Source organism: Paraburkholderia sp. PREW-6R (genome assembly GCF_039621805.1).
In the GTDB taxonomy this organism is placed as follows: domain Bacteria; phylum Pseudomonadota; class Gammaproteobacteria; order Burkholderiales; family Burkholderiaceae; genus Paraburkholderia.
The window spans coordinates 687,421-704,827 of sequence record NZ_CP155075.1 but is presented as its reverse complement, the minus strand read 5'-3'; the positions used below and the strand labels follow the sequence as shown (position 1 = coordinate 704,827).

Sequence of the window (17,407 nt, the reverse complement as noted above, 5' to 3'; positions counted from 1 at the left end):
TATGGCCACGCAAAGCCGCTGCTACGTGTCTTGCATCGTCTGCGCGAGCGCGTCGAATGCGGCGTTCGCCTGGTCGACCAGCGTTGCCATCTGTGCGGCGATCGTCGTCGATTCGGTGATCGCGAATACGCTCTGACCCGCGGCTTCGTAAATCAGGTTCGCGTCGTCGTATTCGTGCATCGCGCTGAAGTCGGCGCCGGTGAGCGCCTGCTGCAACGGCATCGGCAACGGCTCGGGCGCGCCCGCTTCGTGCCACGCGTCGATCCACGCGCTGCGCACCACGCGGCATGGTTTGCCGCTGTGCGCGCGAGAGATCATCGTGTCGGCGCTCTGCGCGGCGATCAGCCGTTGCAGCAACGAAGGCGGCGTGTGGTTTTCCGCAGCGGCGAGCCACAGCGTGCCGAGCCACGCGCCCTGCGCGCCCATTGCCAGCGACGCCGCAACTTGCGCGCCGGTGCCGATGCCGCCCGCCGCAAGCACCGGCTTGCCGCGCGCGACCGCGACGATCTGCGGAATCAGCGAGAAGGTGCCGATGGTGCCGGTATGGCCGCCCGCGTCGCACCCTTGCGCGACCAGCGCATCGACGCCCAGCGCAAGCGCCTTGTGTGCGTGCCGCGCGGTGCCGACGAGCGAGATCGTGTATTTGCCGGCCGCGCGGGCGCGCTCGATCAGTTCGGGCCGGATCCCGATGGCGGTCGCCACGGCGCGCGCGCGGGAGCCAAGCAGCGCGTCGATCTGCGCATCGAATAACGCTTCGCTGCGCACCTGCGTCGTAAAGAAACTTGGACGCGTCGGCGCACGCAGATCGAAGCGCGCCCGCAGTCCCTCGACAAAAGCGCGATGCGCGGGGGGAATCTGCTCGCGCACGCTGGCTAGATCGGCGGCTTGCGGTACGTTTGCGGGCAACATCAGATCAATGCCGTAGGGCTTGCCCGCGAGGCGCGTTTCGACTTCATCGATCACGCGCGGAATCTCTTCCGGCATCTCGCGCGACAGACCGAGCACGCCGAAGCCGCCTGCTTCGGCCAGCGCGACGACCACGTCCGGCTCATGCGAGAAGCCGAAAATCGGATAGCGCACGCCGAGATCGCGGCAAATGGCGGTAGCGGTAAGGCGCGTCATGCGGCGCTCCTCGTGCCGGTCTGCAATCGGGGCTGATGCAGTTGCCGATGCCGCGCATCGTGCGATTCGCCGCGCAGCGTCAGCTTCGCGATGTTCAACTCGTGAATCTGCGACGTGCCTTCATAGAGACGGAACAGCCGCACGTCGCGAAAGAGCCGCTCCACCGCGTTATCCGCGATGAAACCGCCGCCGCCATACACCTGCACCGCCCGATCGGCGACTCGTCCGCACATTTCGGTTGCGAAGAGCTTGCACATCGACGCGGTCATCGTCACGTCTTCGCCGCGATCTCGCGCGCGCGCCGTGTCGAGCACCAGCGCGCGAGCCGCGTGAATATCGGTGTTGCTGAGCGCAATTAGCTGCTGCACGAGCTGGAATTCGGCAATCGGCTTGCCGAACTGTTCGCGCTCGCGTGCACGCAGCAGCATTTCGTCGAGCAAGCGAATCGCCGGTCCGACGCAGAGTCCCGCGAGATTGATCCGTTGCTTGTTCAGCGCTTTCATTGCACTGCGAAAACCCATTCCAGGCTCGCCACCGAGCAGCGCGGACGCATGCACGCGGCAATCCTTCAGATGCACTTCGCCGACCGGCGAGCCACGCTGGCCCATCATTCTGTATGCGGGGGATGTATCGAGTCCCGTCGTGCCGCGTTCGATCAGAAACGCAGAGATGCCGCGCGCGCCAGGCTCGTTGGGATCAGTGCGTGCGAACACGGTAAAGAGGTCGGCAATAGGCGCGTTGGTGATGTAGCGCTTGCTGCCGTTCAGTACGTAGTCATCGCCGTCGCGCACGGCGGTCGTCGCCAGCGCGATCGCATCGGAACCGGCGCCCGGTTCGGTCAGGGCGAACGCGCCGGTCATCGCGCCGCTCGCAAGCGACGGCAGATAGCGGCGCTTCTGCGCTTCGGTGCCGTCGGCAATCAACGCTTCCGAGCCGATGCCGGTATTGCCGCCGAAGCGCGCGCGAAACGCCGGCGCACATTGGGACACCACCATGTTTACGCACGCGAGTTCCTCGGTCGTGAGGCCCGCGCCGCCGTATTCCGACGGAATGCTGTGGCCGAAGCAACCCAGCTCGCGCATGCGTTCGACGATCGTCTCGGGCAGCGCATCGTCGCGGTCGACCTGTTCTTCGAGCGGAATGCATTCGTCCACCACGAAGCGGTACAACTGCGTGAGCAGGGCGTTGAGCGTGTCGGCATCGCGGATCATCTTGTCTCCTTCTTCTGTTCGATGCATGGCGCCAAAGCGCCGTATTCAGGGCGTCGCGTCGATCACGCCGCACGCGCGTTCGATGCGCAGCGCGGTTTCGAGCAGCAGCGGCGCGACCTTGCGTTCGAGCCAGTCGTCAGCAAGACGCCGGCTCACGATCGTGCAGTTCAACGCGATACCTTCTTCGTGCGGCGGCTGGCGCACCGGCACGGCCACCGCGTGAATGTCCTTGATCCAGTCGCCACGGCTATGCGTGAAGCCGCGCTGCGGGAACGCCGCAAGATCGGCTTCCCAGAACGGCAGGTCCTGCGCAAAGCGCTCCGGATCGGACAGACGCAGGCGGTTCAGCACCGCCGTGCGTTCGTTCAGACTCCCGCCGATCAGCAACGCGCGGCCCAGCGCCGTCGACAGCAGCGGGCGCGTGCTGCCGATATCCGGATGCGCGTTGTTGTCGCGCTCAGGACGGCACGTATCCACATAGACGATGTTCAGCCGGTCGCGCATGCCGAGGTTCACGGTGCAGCGCGTTTCGCGCGCCAGCGTCTCCATGTAGGGTCGCGCCACCTGACGAATCTGCATGGCGGCGAGCATCGGATAGCCGAGTGTCAGCACGCCGGGCCCGAGCCGGTAACGCTGGTACTTCTCGCTGCGGTTCAGGTAGCCGAGCAACGTGAGCGTGTACGTGAGCCGCGAAATCGTCGCTTTCGGCAGGCCGGTGCGATCCGCGAGTTCGCGATTGCCGAGCATCGGCTCGGTCGGCGTAAAGGCGCGCAACACCTGCAAACCGCGCGCGAGGTTGATCGCGAATTGGCGGTCGGTCGAATCGTCATCGGGCGGAGCAGGGAGGAGCGGCTCGCCGGGACGCACTGTCGCCTTCAATGCGGCGCGTGGGCGCCTCGCGGCGGCAGGAGAAGCGGCGGCCAGCCCGGCTTTGGGCGCCGCGCGCTCACGCTTGCTGCGGCGGCTTGCCGGCGTGGTGGGTTCGGTTTGCATGTCGGATCGTGATGTGGAAGTGCGCTTCGACTTGGACGAAACCATGGTCGTTTTCCGGGTCGGGAGGGTCAAGGAATTCAGCATAGTGTTTCGCTCTGCGGTATGCCAGTTGAACCCAGCGGCCGATCTCGCCTACTTTGACGGCATCCCGGGACGACAACACAAGCAGGAGACGCCATGACTACGCAGGATTCACCGTCGCAAGGGCCGCTTGCCGGCGTGCGCATTCTCGATCTGTCCGCCGTGGTGGCCGGGCCGTTCGGCACCACGCTATGCGCCGATCTGGGCGCGCGGGTGACCAAGATTGAATTGCCCGACGGCAGCGACGCACTGCGCACACTGCAGCCGGTCAAGGGCAAGCACGCGCTTTACTGGAAGGTGACGAATCGCGGCAAGCGCGGGATCACGCTCGATGTGCGCAAGCCGGCGGGACGCGATCTGATGCTCCGGCTCGTCGCGCGAGCCGACGTGCTGGTGGAAAATTTTCGTGCCGGCAAGCTGGAGGAATGGGGACTCGACATGGCGACGCTGCACGCGGCGAATCCGCGTCTGGTCGTCTTGCGTCTGACGGGTTTCGGGCAAACCGGACCGTACCGGCAGAACGGCGGCTTTGCGCGCATCTTCGAGGCGATGAGCGGTCTGACGAATCTGTGCGGCGAAGCGGGCCGTATGCCGCTGCATATGAATTTCCCGCTCGGCGATACGGTGGCGGGCACCTTCGCGGCCTTTGCGATCGCCGCGGAAATGGTGCGGATGCGATCCGATCCGGATGCGCCCGGCGTGGAGATCGATCTGTCGGCCACGGAAGCACTATTTCGCATGCTCGAACCACTCGCGGTGGAGCACGAACAGCTCGGTCAGGTGCGCGGTCATCACGGCAATCGCGCGACTTATACCGCGCCATCGAACATGTATGCGAGCGCCGACGGCGTGTCGTTTTCGCTGGTCGCGTCGTCGCAACCGATCTTCCGCCGGCTATGCGCGATGCTCGGCATGGAAGCGCTCGCGGACGATCCGCGCTTTATCGACAACGTGAGTCGCGTGGCGCACGGCGAAACGCTCGACGCATTGCTCGCCGAAGCGTTCGCGCAGATTCCGTTCGACACGCTCGATGCGCGCCTCACGGCAGCGGGCGTGCCGCATACGAAGATCTACACGATCGAGGATATCGTCGCCGATCCGCATTTTCAGGCGCGCGAGGCGATCATCCGTTTGCCCGACCCGGACCTCGGCAGCGTGCCGGCGCCGTGCATCGTGCCGCGCGTGCGGGGCCGCACGATGCCGCCGCCGCGCAGCGGTCCGGCAGTCGGCGAACACAACGCGGACGTCTATGGCGAACTCGGGCTCGATTTGGCGACGCTCGCGAAGCTGCGCGAGGAAGGGGTGATTTGAGCGAGTGAAGCGCGCGTCATGGACGCACGCTTCATCTGCCCGCTCTCGTTAAAAGAATCAGAAATCCGTTGTCAGCATGCCTTCGGGCAGACACGGATGCCGTTCCATCTGCGCGTCGCCCATTCGCCGCACGATGTCGCGGCCGATCACCGTGCGATGCACTTCGCTCGATCCTTCGCCGATCTGGTTGAGCTTCGCATCGCGAAAGAAGCGCTCCAGCGGAAACGACTTCAGATAACCGCGTCCGCCGGTCAGTTGCAGCGCGTCGGTACAAACCTTCATGCCGAGATCGGTGGCGAACATCTTCGCCATCGACGCCTGCACGGCGGCGTCGGCATCGTCGCGGTCGTAGCTTTGCGCGGCCGCGTCCACCAGCGTGCGGGCGGCTTCGATCTGCGTGAACGCGTCGGCGAGCATCCATTGCACGCCCTGATGCGCGCCGAGCGCCTTGCCGAAGACGTTGCGCTCGCCGCCATAGGTCGCGGCGATTTCGAGTGCGCCCATCGCGCGGCCGAGCGCCATCGACGCGTGGCCGAGACGGGCGCGCACCAGCGCGTCCTGCGCAAGCGCGAAGCCTTCGCCTTCCTCGCCGAGACGCATCGGCGCTTCGACGCGTACGTTGTCGAAACGCAGTTCGGCGACCGGCACGCCGAACCAGCCGAGCTTCGCATTGGGTTCGCTGACCGACAGGCCTTCTGCGTCGCGCGGCACGAGCAAGGCGACGAATGGATCGTCAGCGCGTGCCGGGGTCTCAGCGCCAGCAGTGTCGAGCGGATCGCGGCAGCGCGCGATCACCACATACCAGTCCGCGACGTTCGCGCGCGTGATGAACTTTTTCTTGCCCGTCACGCGATAGCCAGCGCCGTCGTGCACGGCGACCGTCGCGAGATTGCGCACATCGGAGCCCGCGCCCGGCTCCGTCAGCGCGAATGCAGCTTGCAACGAGCCGTTGCAGAGCGCGGGCAGCAGCCGGTCCGCAAGCGCGTCCGACGCACCCGCGACGATCGCCCGGCACGACAGATCCGCGCCGGTCACGAGCGACGCCGCCGCGCTGCACACGCGCCCCAGTTCCTCGACGAGACGAATCCGCAGACGCTGACGCGCATCGCTGCCGCCATGGCGGCGCGGAAACGCCGTGCCGATGATGCGATGCTCGACCAGCAGACGAAACGTGTCCTCGGCGAACACGTCTTCCTGCGCGACGGCGTCGGCGTTCGGGCCGATCGTCTCGCGCACGAGGCGGCGGGTGGTATCGACGAGCGCGCGTTCGTCGGGTTCGAGGCCGAGCAGAAAACGCTCGCTGAAAAGACGGCTCATGGTGTGTCTCCAAATCCTTATTGATCGATGAAAAGTGCGCCGTCAGCGAGAGAAATCGACGACGGAACGGCCGCGAATGTCGCCCTTCATCTGACGCGCGCACACGGCCGGCACGTCGTCGAAAGCGATCGCCTTGCCGATCGCCTCGACATGGCGTGGGCGCAGATCGTTGGCGATACGCGCCCACACTGCGCGGCGCAGCGGCATCGGACTGTTCGCGTTGATGCCGAGCAGTTGCACGCCGCGCAGAATGAACGGCAGCACGTTGCCCGCGAACGTCGCGCCGCCCGCGTTGCCGAACGCCGCAATCGGCGCGTTGTCGCGCATCGTCGACAGCAGCCACGCGAGCGTGTCGCCGCCGACCGAATCGAGTGCGCCCGCCCACTGGCCTCGCCGCAGCGGTTTGCCGCCCGCTTCCACGTCGCTGCGCGGCAACACCGTCGATGCGCCAAGCGCACGCAGATACGGTTCGGCATCCCGCTTGCCGGTGATCGCCGCGACTTCGTAGCCGGCCGCCGCGAGCATTGCGATGCCGAGACTCGCAACGCCCCCGGTTGCGCCGGTCACGATCACCGGCCCCTGCCCAGGCGCGAGACCGTTGTGCTCCATCCGGTGAATCGCGAGCGCTGCCGTGCAGCCCGCCACGCCAATCGTCGCGGCCTCGAACAGCGTCAGAGAATCGGGCAGTGGAATCACCCACGCGGCGGGCACGCGCACGTAAGGCGCGAAGCCGCCGTCGTGATCCACACCGAGGCCGAAGCCGTGCACGATCACGTTCGCGCCGACGCGTACGCTCGTATCGTCGGCGTGCACAACGGTGCCGACCGCCTCGATCCCCGCGATGCACGGCAGACGGCGGATGATCGGCGCGCTGCCAGTCACCGCCAGCGCGTCCTTGTAGTTGATGCCGCTGTAAGCGGTACGGATCACGACATCGCCGGGATCGAGCGCGTCGAGCGTGGTGTCGACGATCGCGCCCATTGCGCGGCCATCGCTCTCGGCCACCCGGATCGCGCGAAACACAGAAGGAAGGGAAGAAGACAGCGCCCCATGCGGCTGATTCACGCAAAACCTCCGTCGAAGGCAAGTGGTGAATCATGGTCGCACAGCCTGAGCCCGCGCCAAACGGAGCGCGTGAGCAGTTTCGCAGGTCGAAACACCTGGACGGGCTGTCGCGATTCAGCCAGGCGAGCATTCGAGGATGCAGCGAACGGAGTCTGAGAAATACCAGCCGCCGGCCACGCGGACGTTTCCGCATTCCGGCCAATCCGATCATTCTTGCACGCCTCAGCGTGACGTCTTCGCGCGCTCACCCGCGAAAGAATGAAAGCGCCGGCGACGCGTTCAGATGTTCTTTGCCCGCTTCGGCTTGGTGTCGATGTTGGCAACCTCCTCGAGCAATTGCTCTCTAAAGGTCGACGTCAGGGGCGAAAGCGATCCGGCCTTCCGCGCAAGGCAGGCAATGTCGCGAGGCCAGTCGGCACGGCTCGCCGGCACGCCCTGCAATCGGTACTGTTCCGCAACGGGGCGGTGTTGGGTACTGCATATGCCCAACATATCCGTGCTCGCGATGAGTGAGAAAACGCCAACTGGCGAACTATAGTTGCTCTGTACCTGAACAACCGGCCCCTCGACACGGTATCGCGCGAAATAAGCATCGATCTGCTGTCTTGCCGATATGCTTTGCGCGGGAAGTACCCATGTATAGCGGGACAACTGTTGCGGCGATGCGGGCTTTTCCAGCGTGCTCAGCGGATGGCCGCTTCGGCAGACGATTTCGATGGATTCTCTCAATAGCCTGAGGGCCACGAGATCTTCTGGCAGTTCGACAGGCATGGGGGCGACAGCAAGATCGATATCCCCGTCCAGCAGCGCCTGCATGAGTGCATCCGACAGCTGAACGTTCAGATCCAGCCGCAGAGCAGGGCGGCGCTTGAGCAATGCGAGAAACGTGCGATTGACTAGCGGCTCTGTCGCCGGCGTCGCGCCGACCCTGACCTTCGCAAGGTCGCCGGAATGCAGTTCGGCAATCTTGCACAGCGTGTCTTCGTAGGCCGCGCGCAGATTCACGGCATTGCGCTCGAACTCGGCACCGTAGCGTGTCAACTGCATACCTTTCGGCGATCGCTCGAACAGCGGAACACCCAGTTCCGCTTCCAGTCGGCGCACTGCCTTGGTAAGAGCGGGCTGACTGATCCCCACCTTGAGCGCGGCACGATGCAGGAGTCCGGTCTTGGCAATCGCCAGAAAATACGTCAGGTCGTCCAGGTTCACGATAACCAATGGTTATTGAAGGTGAAAGCAGCATGCTTGCCTTGTCAATTTTCACTGTCAATACTGCTCCGATACTTCTCACGGCGAAGACGGACAGGTCATGGAAACAGCAAACTTGGCGTACGAGGGCGCACAGGCCTGCCCTGCGTCGCGGCGACGTCTGCGCATGGTCGTAGCAGCCGCGACTATCGGCACGGCCCTCGAATGGTTCGACCTGGTCGTCTACGGCTTTTTCGCGGTCGTGATCGCGAAACTGTTCTTTCCGTCGCAGCACGAACTGACGTCGCTGCTGGTCGCGCTGGGGACTTTCGGCGGTTCGTATCTGATGCGGCCGCTCGGCGCGCTGCTGCTCGGCTCCTATTCCGATCGCCACGGCCGCAAGAAAGGGCTCACACTGAGTATTGCGCTGATGGCACTCGGCACGGTGATGATCGCCGCGACGCCCACTTATGCGACCATCGGGATCTCTGCGCCGATCATCGTGGTCGCGGGCCGCCTGGTTCAGGGCATCTCCGCCGGCGGCGAATTCGGTGCATCGACCAGCTTTCTCGTCGAGCATTCACCCCGCAGGCGGCGTGGCTTCTATGCAAGCTTCCAGATGGCGGCCCAAGGCGGCACCGCGGTTCTGGCGTCGCTTTTCGGAACCCTGCTCACCCGCTATCTGACGCCCGAACAATTGTCTGGCTGGGGATGGCGGATGCCGTTCATCTTCGGCTTGCTGATTATTCCGATTGCCTGGTATATCCGGCGGCATGTCGATGAGACTCCCGTCTTCACGCACGATGCGCATGCCGGCAGCCCGGTTAAGGAAACGTTCTCCGACAACAAGATCCGCCTGTTGCTGGCGATCGGGATTTACGTTCTCGTGACAGCTTCGTCCTACGTGATTGTGTTGTATATGCCGACCTTTGCAATCAAACAACTGGGTCTGAATCCTTCGGTCGCCTTTGCAGGAACCCTTCTGATGGGCGCAGTGCAGATACTTGCCTGCCCGTTGGCGGGTGCGGTCGCAGACCGGTGGGGACGCCTGCGGGTGCTTCTATTCTCGGCGCTCGGTGTGGGCGTCGTGGTCGTTCCATCCTTCGCATGGCTGATTGCGAGGCCAGTGCCGTCGACTTTCGTTGTCGCATGCGCGTTGCTCGGTCTTGCCATCAGTGCGTACCAGGGTCCAATGCCGGCTGTTCTCAGCGAATTGTTCCCGAGTCGGGTGCGGACGACAGGTCTTGCGCTTACCCATAATCTCGCAGTCGCCACCTTCGGCGGATTCGCGCCATTAATCATCACATGGGCGGTCAGCACGACTCACAGCAAGCTCGTTCCTGCTGCTTACGTCGCGACCGCTGCTTGTATCAGCATCCTCTGTTTGCTGGTTTGCCTGCGCAAGTTCGGCAATCACCAGCCCGCAGATTAATGGACCGGATGGGTGAATTCAGACATGGGTAACACACCGAACATCGTATTGATCGTCGCCGACAACCTTGGGTGGGGCGAGTTGGGATGCTACGGGGGCGGCAAGCTGATGCGTGGCGCCGCGACGCCCCGCATCGACGCGCTCGCCGAGAGCGGCATGCGCCTGCTCAACTACAACGTGGAAAGCGATTGCGTCCCGACGCGCAGCGCCCTCATGACTGGACGGCACCCTATTCGCACGGGTGCGTTCCAGTCCGTTCCGCCTGGGCTGCCGCAAGGCTTGAAGCGCACCGAATGGACGCTTGCCGAGATGGCCTCGGATGCCGGCTACGCGACTGCGCATTTCGGTAAATGGCACCTTGGCGACGTGGAGGGACGTTATCCGACGGACCGGGGTTTTGACGAGTGGTACGGCATTCCACGCACGACTGACGAGACGCAGTTCACGACGTCGATCGGTTTCGACCCGGAAGTCGCCGATATCCCGTCCATCATGGCCGGGAAAAAAGGTGAGCCTTCAATAAACGTGAAAGCGTACGATCTCGAGACACGACGCACCATCGACGAAGAACTCATAGAGAAATCGAAATCGTTCATGGCGCGCAACGCGCGCGCGTCGAAGCCATTTTTCCTCTACTTGCCGCTGGTTCATCTGCACTTTCCAACCTTGCCACACAAGGATTTCGATGGATCCACCGGCATGGGCGAATTGGCTGATTCGCTGGCGGAAATGGACTTTCGCGTCGGCCAGATCATCGATGAAATTGACGCACTGGGCCTCGCCGAAGACACTCTTTTCATTTTCTGCAGCGACAACGGCCCAGAATTTCGCGCGCCGTATCGGGGCACGGCCGGTCCCTGGACAGGCACATACCACACCGCGATGGAGGGCAGCCTGCGTGTACCCTTTATCGCGCGCTGGCCGGGCAGAATCCCCGTCGATGTGAACAATCAGATCGTGCACGTCGTCGATCTCATGCCGACGATTGCCGAAGTGATCGGCGGCAAGGTGCCGGAGGACCGGCCGATCGACGGCGTCTCGCAACTCGATTTCTTGACGGGCGCGAAGGCAGTATCGAACCGCGACGGATTCCTCTTCTACATTAAAGACGAACTTCGCGCCGTCAAGTGGCGAGACTGGAAGCTGCACTTCGTCTGGGAGCCGTACGTCAACGCGGGTGCAAACAGACTGGAGTCGCCCTATCTGTTTCATCTCATTCAGGACCCGAAAGAGGAAACCGACGTTCTCGTCCGTAATACGTGGGTGCTGGGTCCGATGCTGAAAATGGTAAAGGCGTTCAAAGATAGCGTGAAAGCTCATCCGAACACGCCGCCGGGTGAGTCGGACTGAGCTTTGGTTGGCGATTACCACTCAGCGAGCGATCATTGGGGATCGCAGCGGTGTTGGATCGGTACGGCGGGCTGTCATTCTTTGCGAATGAGTGCCCAATTGTCGATTCGGTCTATTGCGCCGAGGTCGGGACGCGTTCCTACCACGATCAGCCGTGAACTGCAGCGCAACGGCGGCGGTCAAGGTGCCGGCAAGACATGTAGTCGGGCGAAGGTGACGGCTGCGCCGATGCGCAGTCGACCGGACAAGCCTTCCGACGATTCACGTACCGCCTGTTCGGCCCGTTCTGGCTCATCAATGGCTCTGAGTGCGTGATCGTAGAACCGTTGACCGGCATCGGTCGGCGCAAGGCCACGTGTCGATCTCAATAGCAAACGGGCACCCAGACGTTCCTCCAGTTGCGCGACTGTCTTCGAGACGGCCGGTTGGCCCAGCTTTAACCGGCGGGCCGCGGCGGAAAACGAGCTCGCATCGACAACAGTGATGAAAGTCTCCATCGCCACCACGCGGTCAATGTGTAGCCTCCTGCCTGGTTGTCAGCGAAAGTGCGCAGTGTGGCGAAACGACGAGCCTCTTCGGTCAAAGCACGTCCAGATCGCGTGAAGACATACGAGCCGCAGGGATCGTACGCCATACGAGACTTCTGCCTTTCCGGTACTGGATTGTCCGCCGCTGCAGCCGGCAGGGTTATCCCCGGGTTCATTCAGAGACGAAACATGTAATCATATGTATGAATTTGAACGGAGACGATTTTGCAAAGCGACGGCCGGTTGCCACGTTATCAGCGCTTGCGGGACGAAATGGTCGCGTTAATCGCGGCTCGTGACTGGCGCCCGGGCGAAGCGATCCCTACCGAGCAAGCTCTTTCTCAAAGCTACGGCATTGCCGTTGGCACGGTGCGAAAGGCCGTGGATCTGCTCGTCGCCGAAGGCTTGCTCGAGCGTTTCCAGGGAAGGGGAACGTTCGTACGCCGCGCGAACTTTGACGGCTCGCTTTTTCGCTTCTTCCGCTTCCAGACACGGCAAGGCGAACGGCGTATTCCCGAAAGCCGGATTCTGCGCCGCGACGTCATCAACGCGCCTTCGACGGTGGCCGCGCGACTGGAGGTATCGCGCAATGCACGCGTGATCCAGATGTCGCGTGTGCGGTTGATCGACGGCGTGCCGCTGCTCGCGGAAGAGATCTGGCTGCCTTACGCACGTTTTGCGGCGTTCGCGACGATGGACCTTAGCGAGGTCGGGGACCTGCTTTACCCGGTCTACGAGGCGCAGTGTAATCAGATCGTGGCGTCCGCTACAGAAACGCTGACCGTCGAAGCCATCGGCTCGCGGCATGCGAAGCTGTTGAATATCGAACCGGGCACACCTGCGGTCGTCATCGAGCGTCTTGCATACGGCTACGATCGGCAGCCGCTTGAATGGCGCCGTTCGCGCGGTCCCGCCAGCGAATTCATTTATCAAGCAGAGATCCGCTAGCCATCGAGCGCTAGCGCAAACACGTCGTCCGAACACGGAACGGCGATGGGAGACGGCATGTTCAGTTGGTTCAGGGAAATATCGGGCAATGAGCGTCGGACGTTCTGGGCGTGCTTCGGCGGCTGGGCGCTCGATTCGCTCGACGTGCAGATGTTCAGCCTCGTCATCCCGGCGATCATTACCGAATGGTCGATCAGCCGCACGCAAGCCGGACTTGTAAGCGGCGTCACGCTGGTTGCGTCGGCGCTGGGTGGATTGATCGCGGGCATGCTGTCGGACCGTCTCGGACGCGTCAAGACACTGCAATGGACGGTCGCGTTCTTTTCCGTTTTTACTTTCCTGTGTGCGTTCGCACAGAACTATCCGCAGTTTCTCGTGCTGAAGACATTGCAGGGTTTCGGCTTCGGCGGCGAATGGGCGGCAGGCGCCGTGCTGATGGCCGAAACCATCCGCAACGAGCATCGCGGCAAGGCAATGGGCAGCGTGCAGAGCGCATGGTCCGTCGGTTGGGGCGCGGCCGTGCTGCTCTATGCGCTGATGTTTTCGCTGATGCCCGCGGCGACGGCATGGCGCGCGATGTTTGCGATCGGCATCGTTCCGGCGCTTTTGATCCTCTACGTTCGACGCGGAGTGCAGGAACCGGGCGCGCCCGTGCATTCGGCCCGCGACGCGCGAGTGCATGGAAACGAGGGGACACCGGGCGTGGTTGCCGGCATCTTTTCGGCAGGCATGCTCCGTATGACGTTGATTGGTGCCCTGCTTGGCGTCGGCGCACATGGCGGCTATTACGCGCTCATGACCTGGCTGCCGACATTCCTCAAAAGCGAGCGTCATCTTTCCGTGCTTGGCACGGGCGGATATCTCGCCGTGGTAATCGTCGCGTTCTTTTGCGGATGTCTCGTGAGTGCGCAATTGCTGGACCGCATCGGGCGTCGGAAAACCATCCTCACGTTCGCGATCTGCTGCGTCATCACGGTGGTCGCGTATGTGTTTCTTCCGCTCGGTAACACCGCCATGCTGTTCTTCGGCTTTCCGCTCGGCTTCTTTGCGGCGGGCATTCCGGCAAGCATGGGCGCGTTGTTCAACGAGTTGTATCCACGCGGGATGCGCGGCACGGGTGTCGGCTTCTGTTACAACTTCGGCCGCGTCGTATCCGCGGGATTCCCCGTGCTGGTAGGGCACATGTCCGCGAAGATGTCGCTCGGATCGGCCATCGGCATTGATGCGGGGCTGGCTTACGCGATCGTCGTATTGTCCGTGCTGATGCTGCCGGAGACGAGAGGGCGCGTGCTCGGCGATGCGGCTCCACACACAGACGACGCCCGCCCGATCGCTCACGCTCAAAGGCATTAACGATGCGCATAACTTGCATAAAGGCGAGAACATTGATGGAGAAACATTCGTGCTTTCTGCGACGCTAACAGGCGCGAACCGCGAGATCGCCTCGATCGATACGCACGCGCATGTGTTCATTCGCGGTCTTCCGCTCGCCGAGCACCGCCGCTATGCGCCGGATTACGACGCACCGCTGGATGCGTACTTCGCGCAGCTCGACGCGCACGGGATCGCACGCGGCGTCCTCGTGCAGCCCAGCTTTCTTGGCACCAACTGCGGCTATCTGCTCGATGCCTTGCGAAGCGCGCCCGACAGACTGCGCGGCGTGGCCGTGATCGCGCGCGATTGCGAGCCAGCTACGCTGGCCGACATGTTCGATGCGGGCGTCGTGGGAATCCGGCTGAACCTGATCGGACATGCCGATCAGCCGCTCGATCATTGGCTGAGCGCGCGCACGCTCGCTCATGTTCGTGAATTTGGATGGCACGTCGAGGTTCACGCGCAAGCGGCAAGACTGCAGCGCATCGTCGCGCCGCTTCTGGAGGCGCAGGTGAACGTCGTTGTCGATCATTTCGGCAGGCCCGATCCTGCCCTCGGTGCGAATGACCCGGGCTTTCGTCATCTACTCGAACTGGCGCGAACGAAGCGGGTGTGGGTCAAAGTGTCCGGCGCATATCGGAACTGGACGGGCAGCGGCACGAGTGACGATGGGACGCGTCACGCATTCCATCTTTTGAAGGAAGCTTTCGGCGTGCAGCGCCTCATGTGGGGCAGCGACTGGCCGCATACGCAGTATGAGACAGCGGAGCAGTTCACGAGATCGCTGGAGCTGTTGCGTGCGCTGCTTCCAGACGAGAACGAGCGCAGCATTGTGTTCGCGCAGACTCCTGCGAGCTTCTATATGTTCGATAAGCAAGCGGGAACTCGTTGATCAAATCGCGATGGCAACTGAAGCCCACCGAACCGTGCTTTCCTTGCCCAACGAGGTTGATTGACAAATATGCTCGGCCAGGCACTTCAAACCAAAGATACATTCCATGACCAGTCTAGATATTGATTTGTTGCTGACCGCGCTAGTCAGCGTTTTGGTGCTCGTCGCGCTCATCGTCTCGCGCATCAAGATGCATCCGCTTCTCGCTTTGCTAGTCGTTTCCGTTGGCGTGGGATTCGCGACCGGCATGGAGCCGGGGAGCATCGTCAAGCACCTGATAAACGGCGCAGGCAAAACATTGGGCGCGGTGGGCGTCGTCATCGCGCTCGGTGCGATGCTCGGCAAGATCCTCGCGGATGCGGGTATCACCGAGCAGATTGCCGAGGCCATTCTGAAGCGCGCTTCGGACCGGATGATTCCGTGGGCGATGACGGTGGTGGCGTTCGTCGTCGGTATTCCGATGTTCTTCGAAGTAGGGCTGGTCGTCATGCTTCCGCTAATTTTCAGCGTTGCCCGCAAGCTGGAAAGTCACACACGCTTCAAGGGCTCGGCTTATGTGTATGTCGGCGTGCCCGTGATTTCTGCGCTTGCTGCGATGCACGGCATGGTGCCGCCTCATCCCGGACCCTTGACTGCGATTGCCACGCTCAAAACGTCGGTGGGTCCGACCATGTTGTACGGCTTCGTCGCGGCCATTCCGGCGATGATTCTGGGTGGCCCGCTCTATGGCGCATTCATTTCGCCGCGCATGAGCACGAAGCCCGATCAGGCGTTGCTCGACCAGTTCACCGTCGTCGAACAATCCGGCGATAGCCGGCGGCCGAGCGTCAGTCTCGGCGTGCTGGCGGCTTTGCTGCCCGCCATTCTGATGCTGGTTCATGCCATTGCGGAAATGATTTTGCCGAAGGACGCACGGATGCTGCATGTGGCGAGCTTCCTCGGCAATCCGCTGATCGCCATGCTGCTCGGCGTGCTGTTCGCTGTCGTGGCGTTGGTACTCTCCCGCGGGGGCGATGCCGAGAAGCTGCGCCACGCGCTCGGCAACAGTCTCAAGCCGATTGCCTCTATCATCATGATCATCGCTGGAGGCGGCGCATTCCAGGAGATGCTGACTAGTGCGAAAGTAGGCGAAGCGATCGTGCATCTGACGCAGCATATCGCCTTCCCGCCGCTGATTCTTGGATGGCTGATCGCTATGTTGCTGTCCGTCTCCACCGGATCGGCCACGGTGGGCATCGTCGGCGCGGCAGGTTTGCTGGCTCCGCTGGCCGGTGCCGATCCGAGCCTCAACCTGCCGTTACTGGCCTTGTCCATCGGCTGCGGTTCGCTGTTCTTCAACTATGCGAATCATGCCGGCTTCTGGATGGTCAAGGAGTCGTTCGGCATGACGATGGGCGAAGCCACCAAGACGATATCGGTGGTGCAATCGATCGTGGCCGTGGTCGGGCTGGTGATGGCGCTGATTTTCAACGCAGTCTTTCACGTCCATTAAATGGCCAGCGAGAGAATAAGCGATCGCGCGGGTATCTGACTTTCAGATAGGCCGGGTTTGGTTCCCGGACCGGGACATCCATCGTCTTGGGCCTGGAGCAACGCCAATGCGGCGGTTTAAACCAAAAGGTGCAATCGGTGCCGACGGCTTGGCAGACGTGACCAGGTCTCTTGTCGTTGTTCATTTGCTAGCGGGTGCAGACCGTCCCTAATGGAAGCGTTGCTAATCCGTTGGCTGCGCTTGTGTTATCGGTGACAGGGATGGCTTCGTGCAACCGGGTGACCGTCCGGTGGCTGGACAGATCAGCAGCTTGCTCACCTGTTTTTTGGTCTTGCCTTCGATCAGATGCCGGCGACCGTACGTGCCGCGAAGGGGCGAGGGCTTTCGTCGTCGGCCGCCGCGCCGACAGCACGCACGGCAGCCCGGACGCACTGCCTGAGCGTCACAGGCATCACGGGTTCGCCTGTCGCCGTGGCGATGAACAGCACGCCGTCAGCCCGGGTGGAGCGCGATCGGTGCGTCAGCGTGGGCGCGAAGCACATCGATACGCGCCACCCCCACGAGAGAAACGCAGGTTCGGGTAAAAGCGAAGTCAGCGGCAACGCGCCCGTCGATAGCGGCACGTCGCCGTAACTGCCCGAATCGCTCCAGCTTCCATAGAGTCCGCGCCGAGGCGCAGGCGCGCTCTCGATACCCAGCACGATCGCCCCGCTCTGCTCGGCGCCGATCGCAAAGCCCTGCAGCACGCGCAGCGTCGTCAGCAGAATGAGCGCCCAGGTGCCGATCGACGCGTATGTCGGCAGGCAACCGGCCAGCGTCGACGCGATGCTCATGACCAGGAGCGTCACCATCAGCAGCATCTTGCGGCCGATGCGGTCACCGAAGTGCCCGCAGATCAGCGCGCCTGCGCCGCGCGCAACATACCCCACGACATAGGTGCCGAGCGACGCAATCGTGCCGAGCGGATCGAGGTACGGGAAAAATAGCTGGTTGAAAACGAGCGCCGACGCGGTGCCGTACGACAGGAAATCGTACTGTTCAATGGCCGTTCCGAGGAACGCGGAGATGAGCACATAGGGCCGGCGCGCACGGGCAGGCCTCGGA

At 62.9% G+C, this 17,407-nt stretch carries 14 protein-coding genes and 1 pseudogene; 7 read left to right on the top strand and 8 right to left on the bottom strand.

Going from position 1 to position 17,407, the window contains the following annotated elements:
• Positions 1–21 precede the first annotated feature (21 nt).
• From AAGS40_RS27725 to AAGS40_RS27715, 3 genes are read right to left on the bottom strand one after another with little or no spacing between them, the layout of a single operon-like run.
• A complete protein-coding gene (locus AAGS40_RS27725; protein ID WP_345816755.1) occupies positions 22–1,122 on the bottom strand; it encodes a nitronate monooxygenase in 1,101 nt (366 codons plus the stop codon).
• Positions 1,119–2,333 (bottom strand): acyl-CoA dehydrogenase family protein, encoded by a 1,215-nt coding sequence (locus AAGS40_RS27720; protein ID WP_345816754.1) that lies wholly within the window; start codon positions 2,331–2,333, stop codon positions 1,119–1,121. The genes AAGS40_RS27725 and AAGS40_RS27720 overlap by 4 nt, the downstream gene beginning before the upstream one ends.
• A gap of 45 nt (positions 2,334–2,378) precedes the next feature.
• Positions 2,379–3,326, bottom strand: a complete 948-nt coding sequence (locus AAGS40_RS27715) for an IclR family transcriptional regulator (protein WP_345816753.1) — start codon at positions 3,324–3,326, stop codon at positions 2,379–2,381.
• Positions 3,327–3,503: 177 nt separating this feature from the next.
• Between AAGS40_RS27715 and AAGS40_RS27710 the strand changes: the two genes are divergently transcribed.
• Positions 3,504–4,718: a CoA transferase gene (locus tag AAGS40_RS27710; protein WP_345816752.1), complete on the top strand. Its 1,215-nt coding sequence runs from the start codon at positions 3,504–3,506 to the stop codon at positions 4,716–4,718.
• Positions 4,719–4,775: 57 nt separating this feature from the next.
• On the opposite strand, the gene AAGS40_RS27705 is transcribed toward AAGS40_RS27710, so the two are convergent.
• From AAGS40_RS27705 to AAGS40_RS27695, 3 genes are all read right to left on the bottom strand, one after another.
• On the bottom strand, positions 4,776–6,035 hold the full coding sequence (locus AAGS40_RS27705) for an acyl-CoA dehydrogenase family protein (protein WP_345816751.1): 1,260 nt from the start codon (positions 6,033–6,035) through the stop codon (positions 4,776–4,778).
• 42 nt (positions 6,036–6,077) lie between these two features.
• Positions 6,078–7,100 carry an acryloyl-CoA reductase gene (locus AAGS40_RS27700; RefSeq protein ID WP_345816750.1) on the bottom strand — a complete coding sequence of 341 codons (1,023 nt, stop codon included), beginning with the start codon at positions 7,098–7,100 and terminating at the stop codon, positions 6,078–6,080.
• Positions 7,101–7,379: 279 nt separating this feature from the next.
• Positions 7,380–8,309 carry a LysR family transcriptional regulator gene (locus tag AAGS40_RS27695; RefSeq protein ID WP_345816749.1) on the bottom strand — a complete coding sequence of 310 codons (930 nt, stop codon included), beginning with the start codon at positions 8,307–8,309 and terminating at the stop codon, positions 7,380–7,382.
• 166 nt (positions 8,310–8,475) lie between these two features.
• Here AAGS40_RS27695 and AAGS40_RS27690 point away from each other — a divergent pair, with 166 nt between their 5' ends.
• Entirely contained in the window at positions 8,476–9,720 is a 1,245-nt protein-coding gene (locus AAGS40_RS27690; RefSeq protein WP_345817613.1) for an MFS transporter, read from the top strand.
• Positions 9,721–9,744: 24 nt separating this feature from the next.
• Positions 9,745–11,070 (top strand): arylsulfatase, encoded by a 1,326-nt coding sequence (locus AAGS40_RS27685; RefSeq protein WP_345817612.1) that lies wholly within the window; start codon positions 9,745–9,747, stop codon positions 11,068–11,070.
• Between the two features lie 185 nt (positions 11,071–11,255).
• Here AAGS40_RS27685 and AAGS40_RS27680 read toward each other — a convergent pair.
• Positions 11,256–11,585 (bottom strand): annotated as a pseudogene (locus AAGS40_RS27680) (LysR family transcriptional regulator); the annotation flags it as partial.
• A gap of 234 nt (positions 11,586–11,819) precedes the next feature.
• On the opposite strand from AAGS40_RS27680, the gene AAGS40_RS27675 reads away from it, so the two are divergent.
• The 4 genes from AAGS40_RS27675 to AAGS40_RS27660 all read left to right on the top strand — a co-directional run bounded on the left by AAGS40_RS27675 (position 11,820) and on the right by AAGS40_RS27660 (position 16,303).
• A complete protein-coding gene (locus AAGS40_RS27675) occupies positions 11,820–12,545 on the top strand; it encodes a GntR family transcriptional regulator (protein WP_345817611.1) in 726 nt (241 codons plus the stop codon).
• 57 nt (positions 12,546–12,602) lie between these two features.
• Positions 12,603–13,898, top strand: coding sequence for an MFS transporter (locus tag AAGS40_RS27670; RefSeq protein WP_345816748.1), 1,296 nt, complete (start codon positions 12,603–12,605; stop codon positions 13,896–13,898).
• Positions 13,899–13,947: 49 nt separating this feature from the next.
• Positions 13,948–14,811: an amidohydrolase family protein gene (locus AAGS40_RS27665; protein ID WP_345816747.1), complete on the top strand. Its 864-nt coding sequence runs from the start codon at positions 13,948–13,950 to the stop codon at positions 14,809–14,811.
• Positions 14,812–14,917: 106 nt separating this feature from the next.
• Positions 14,918–16,303, top strand: a complete 1,386-nt coding sequence (locus tag AAGS40_RS27660; RefSeq protein ID WP_345816746.1) for a gluconate:H+ symporter — start codon at positions 14,918–14,920, stop codon at positions 16,301–16,303.
• A gap of 341 nt (positions 16,304–16,644) precedes the next feature.
• On the opposite strand, the gene AAGS40_RS27655 is transcribed toward AAGS40_RS27660, so the two are convergent.
• Complete coding sequence (locus tag AAGS40_RS27655; protein WP_345816745.1) at positions 16,645–17,376, bottom strand: MFS transporter; 732 nt, start codon at positions 17,374–17,376, stop codon at positions 16,645–16,647.
• Positions 17,377–17,407: the final 31 nt, after the last annotated feature.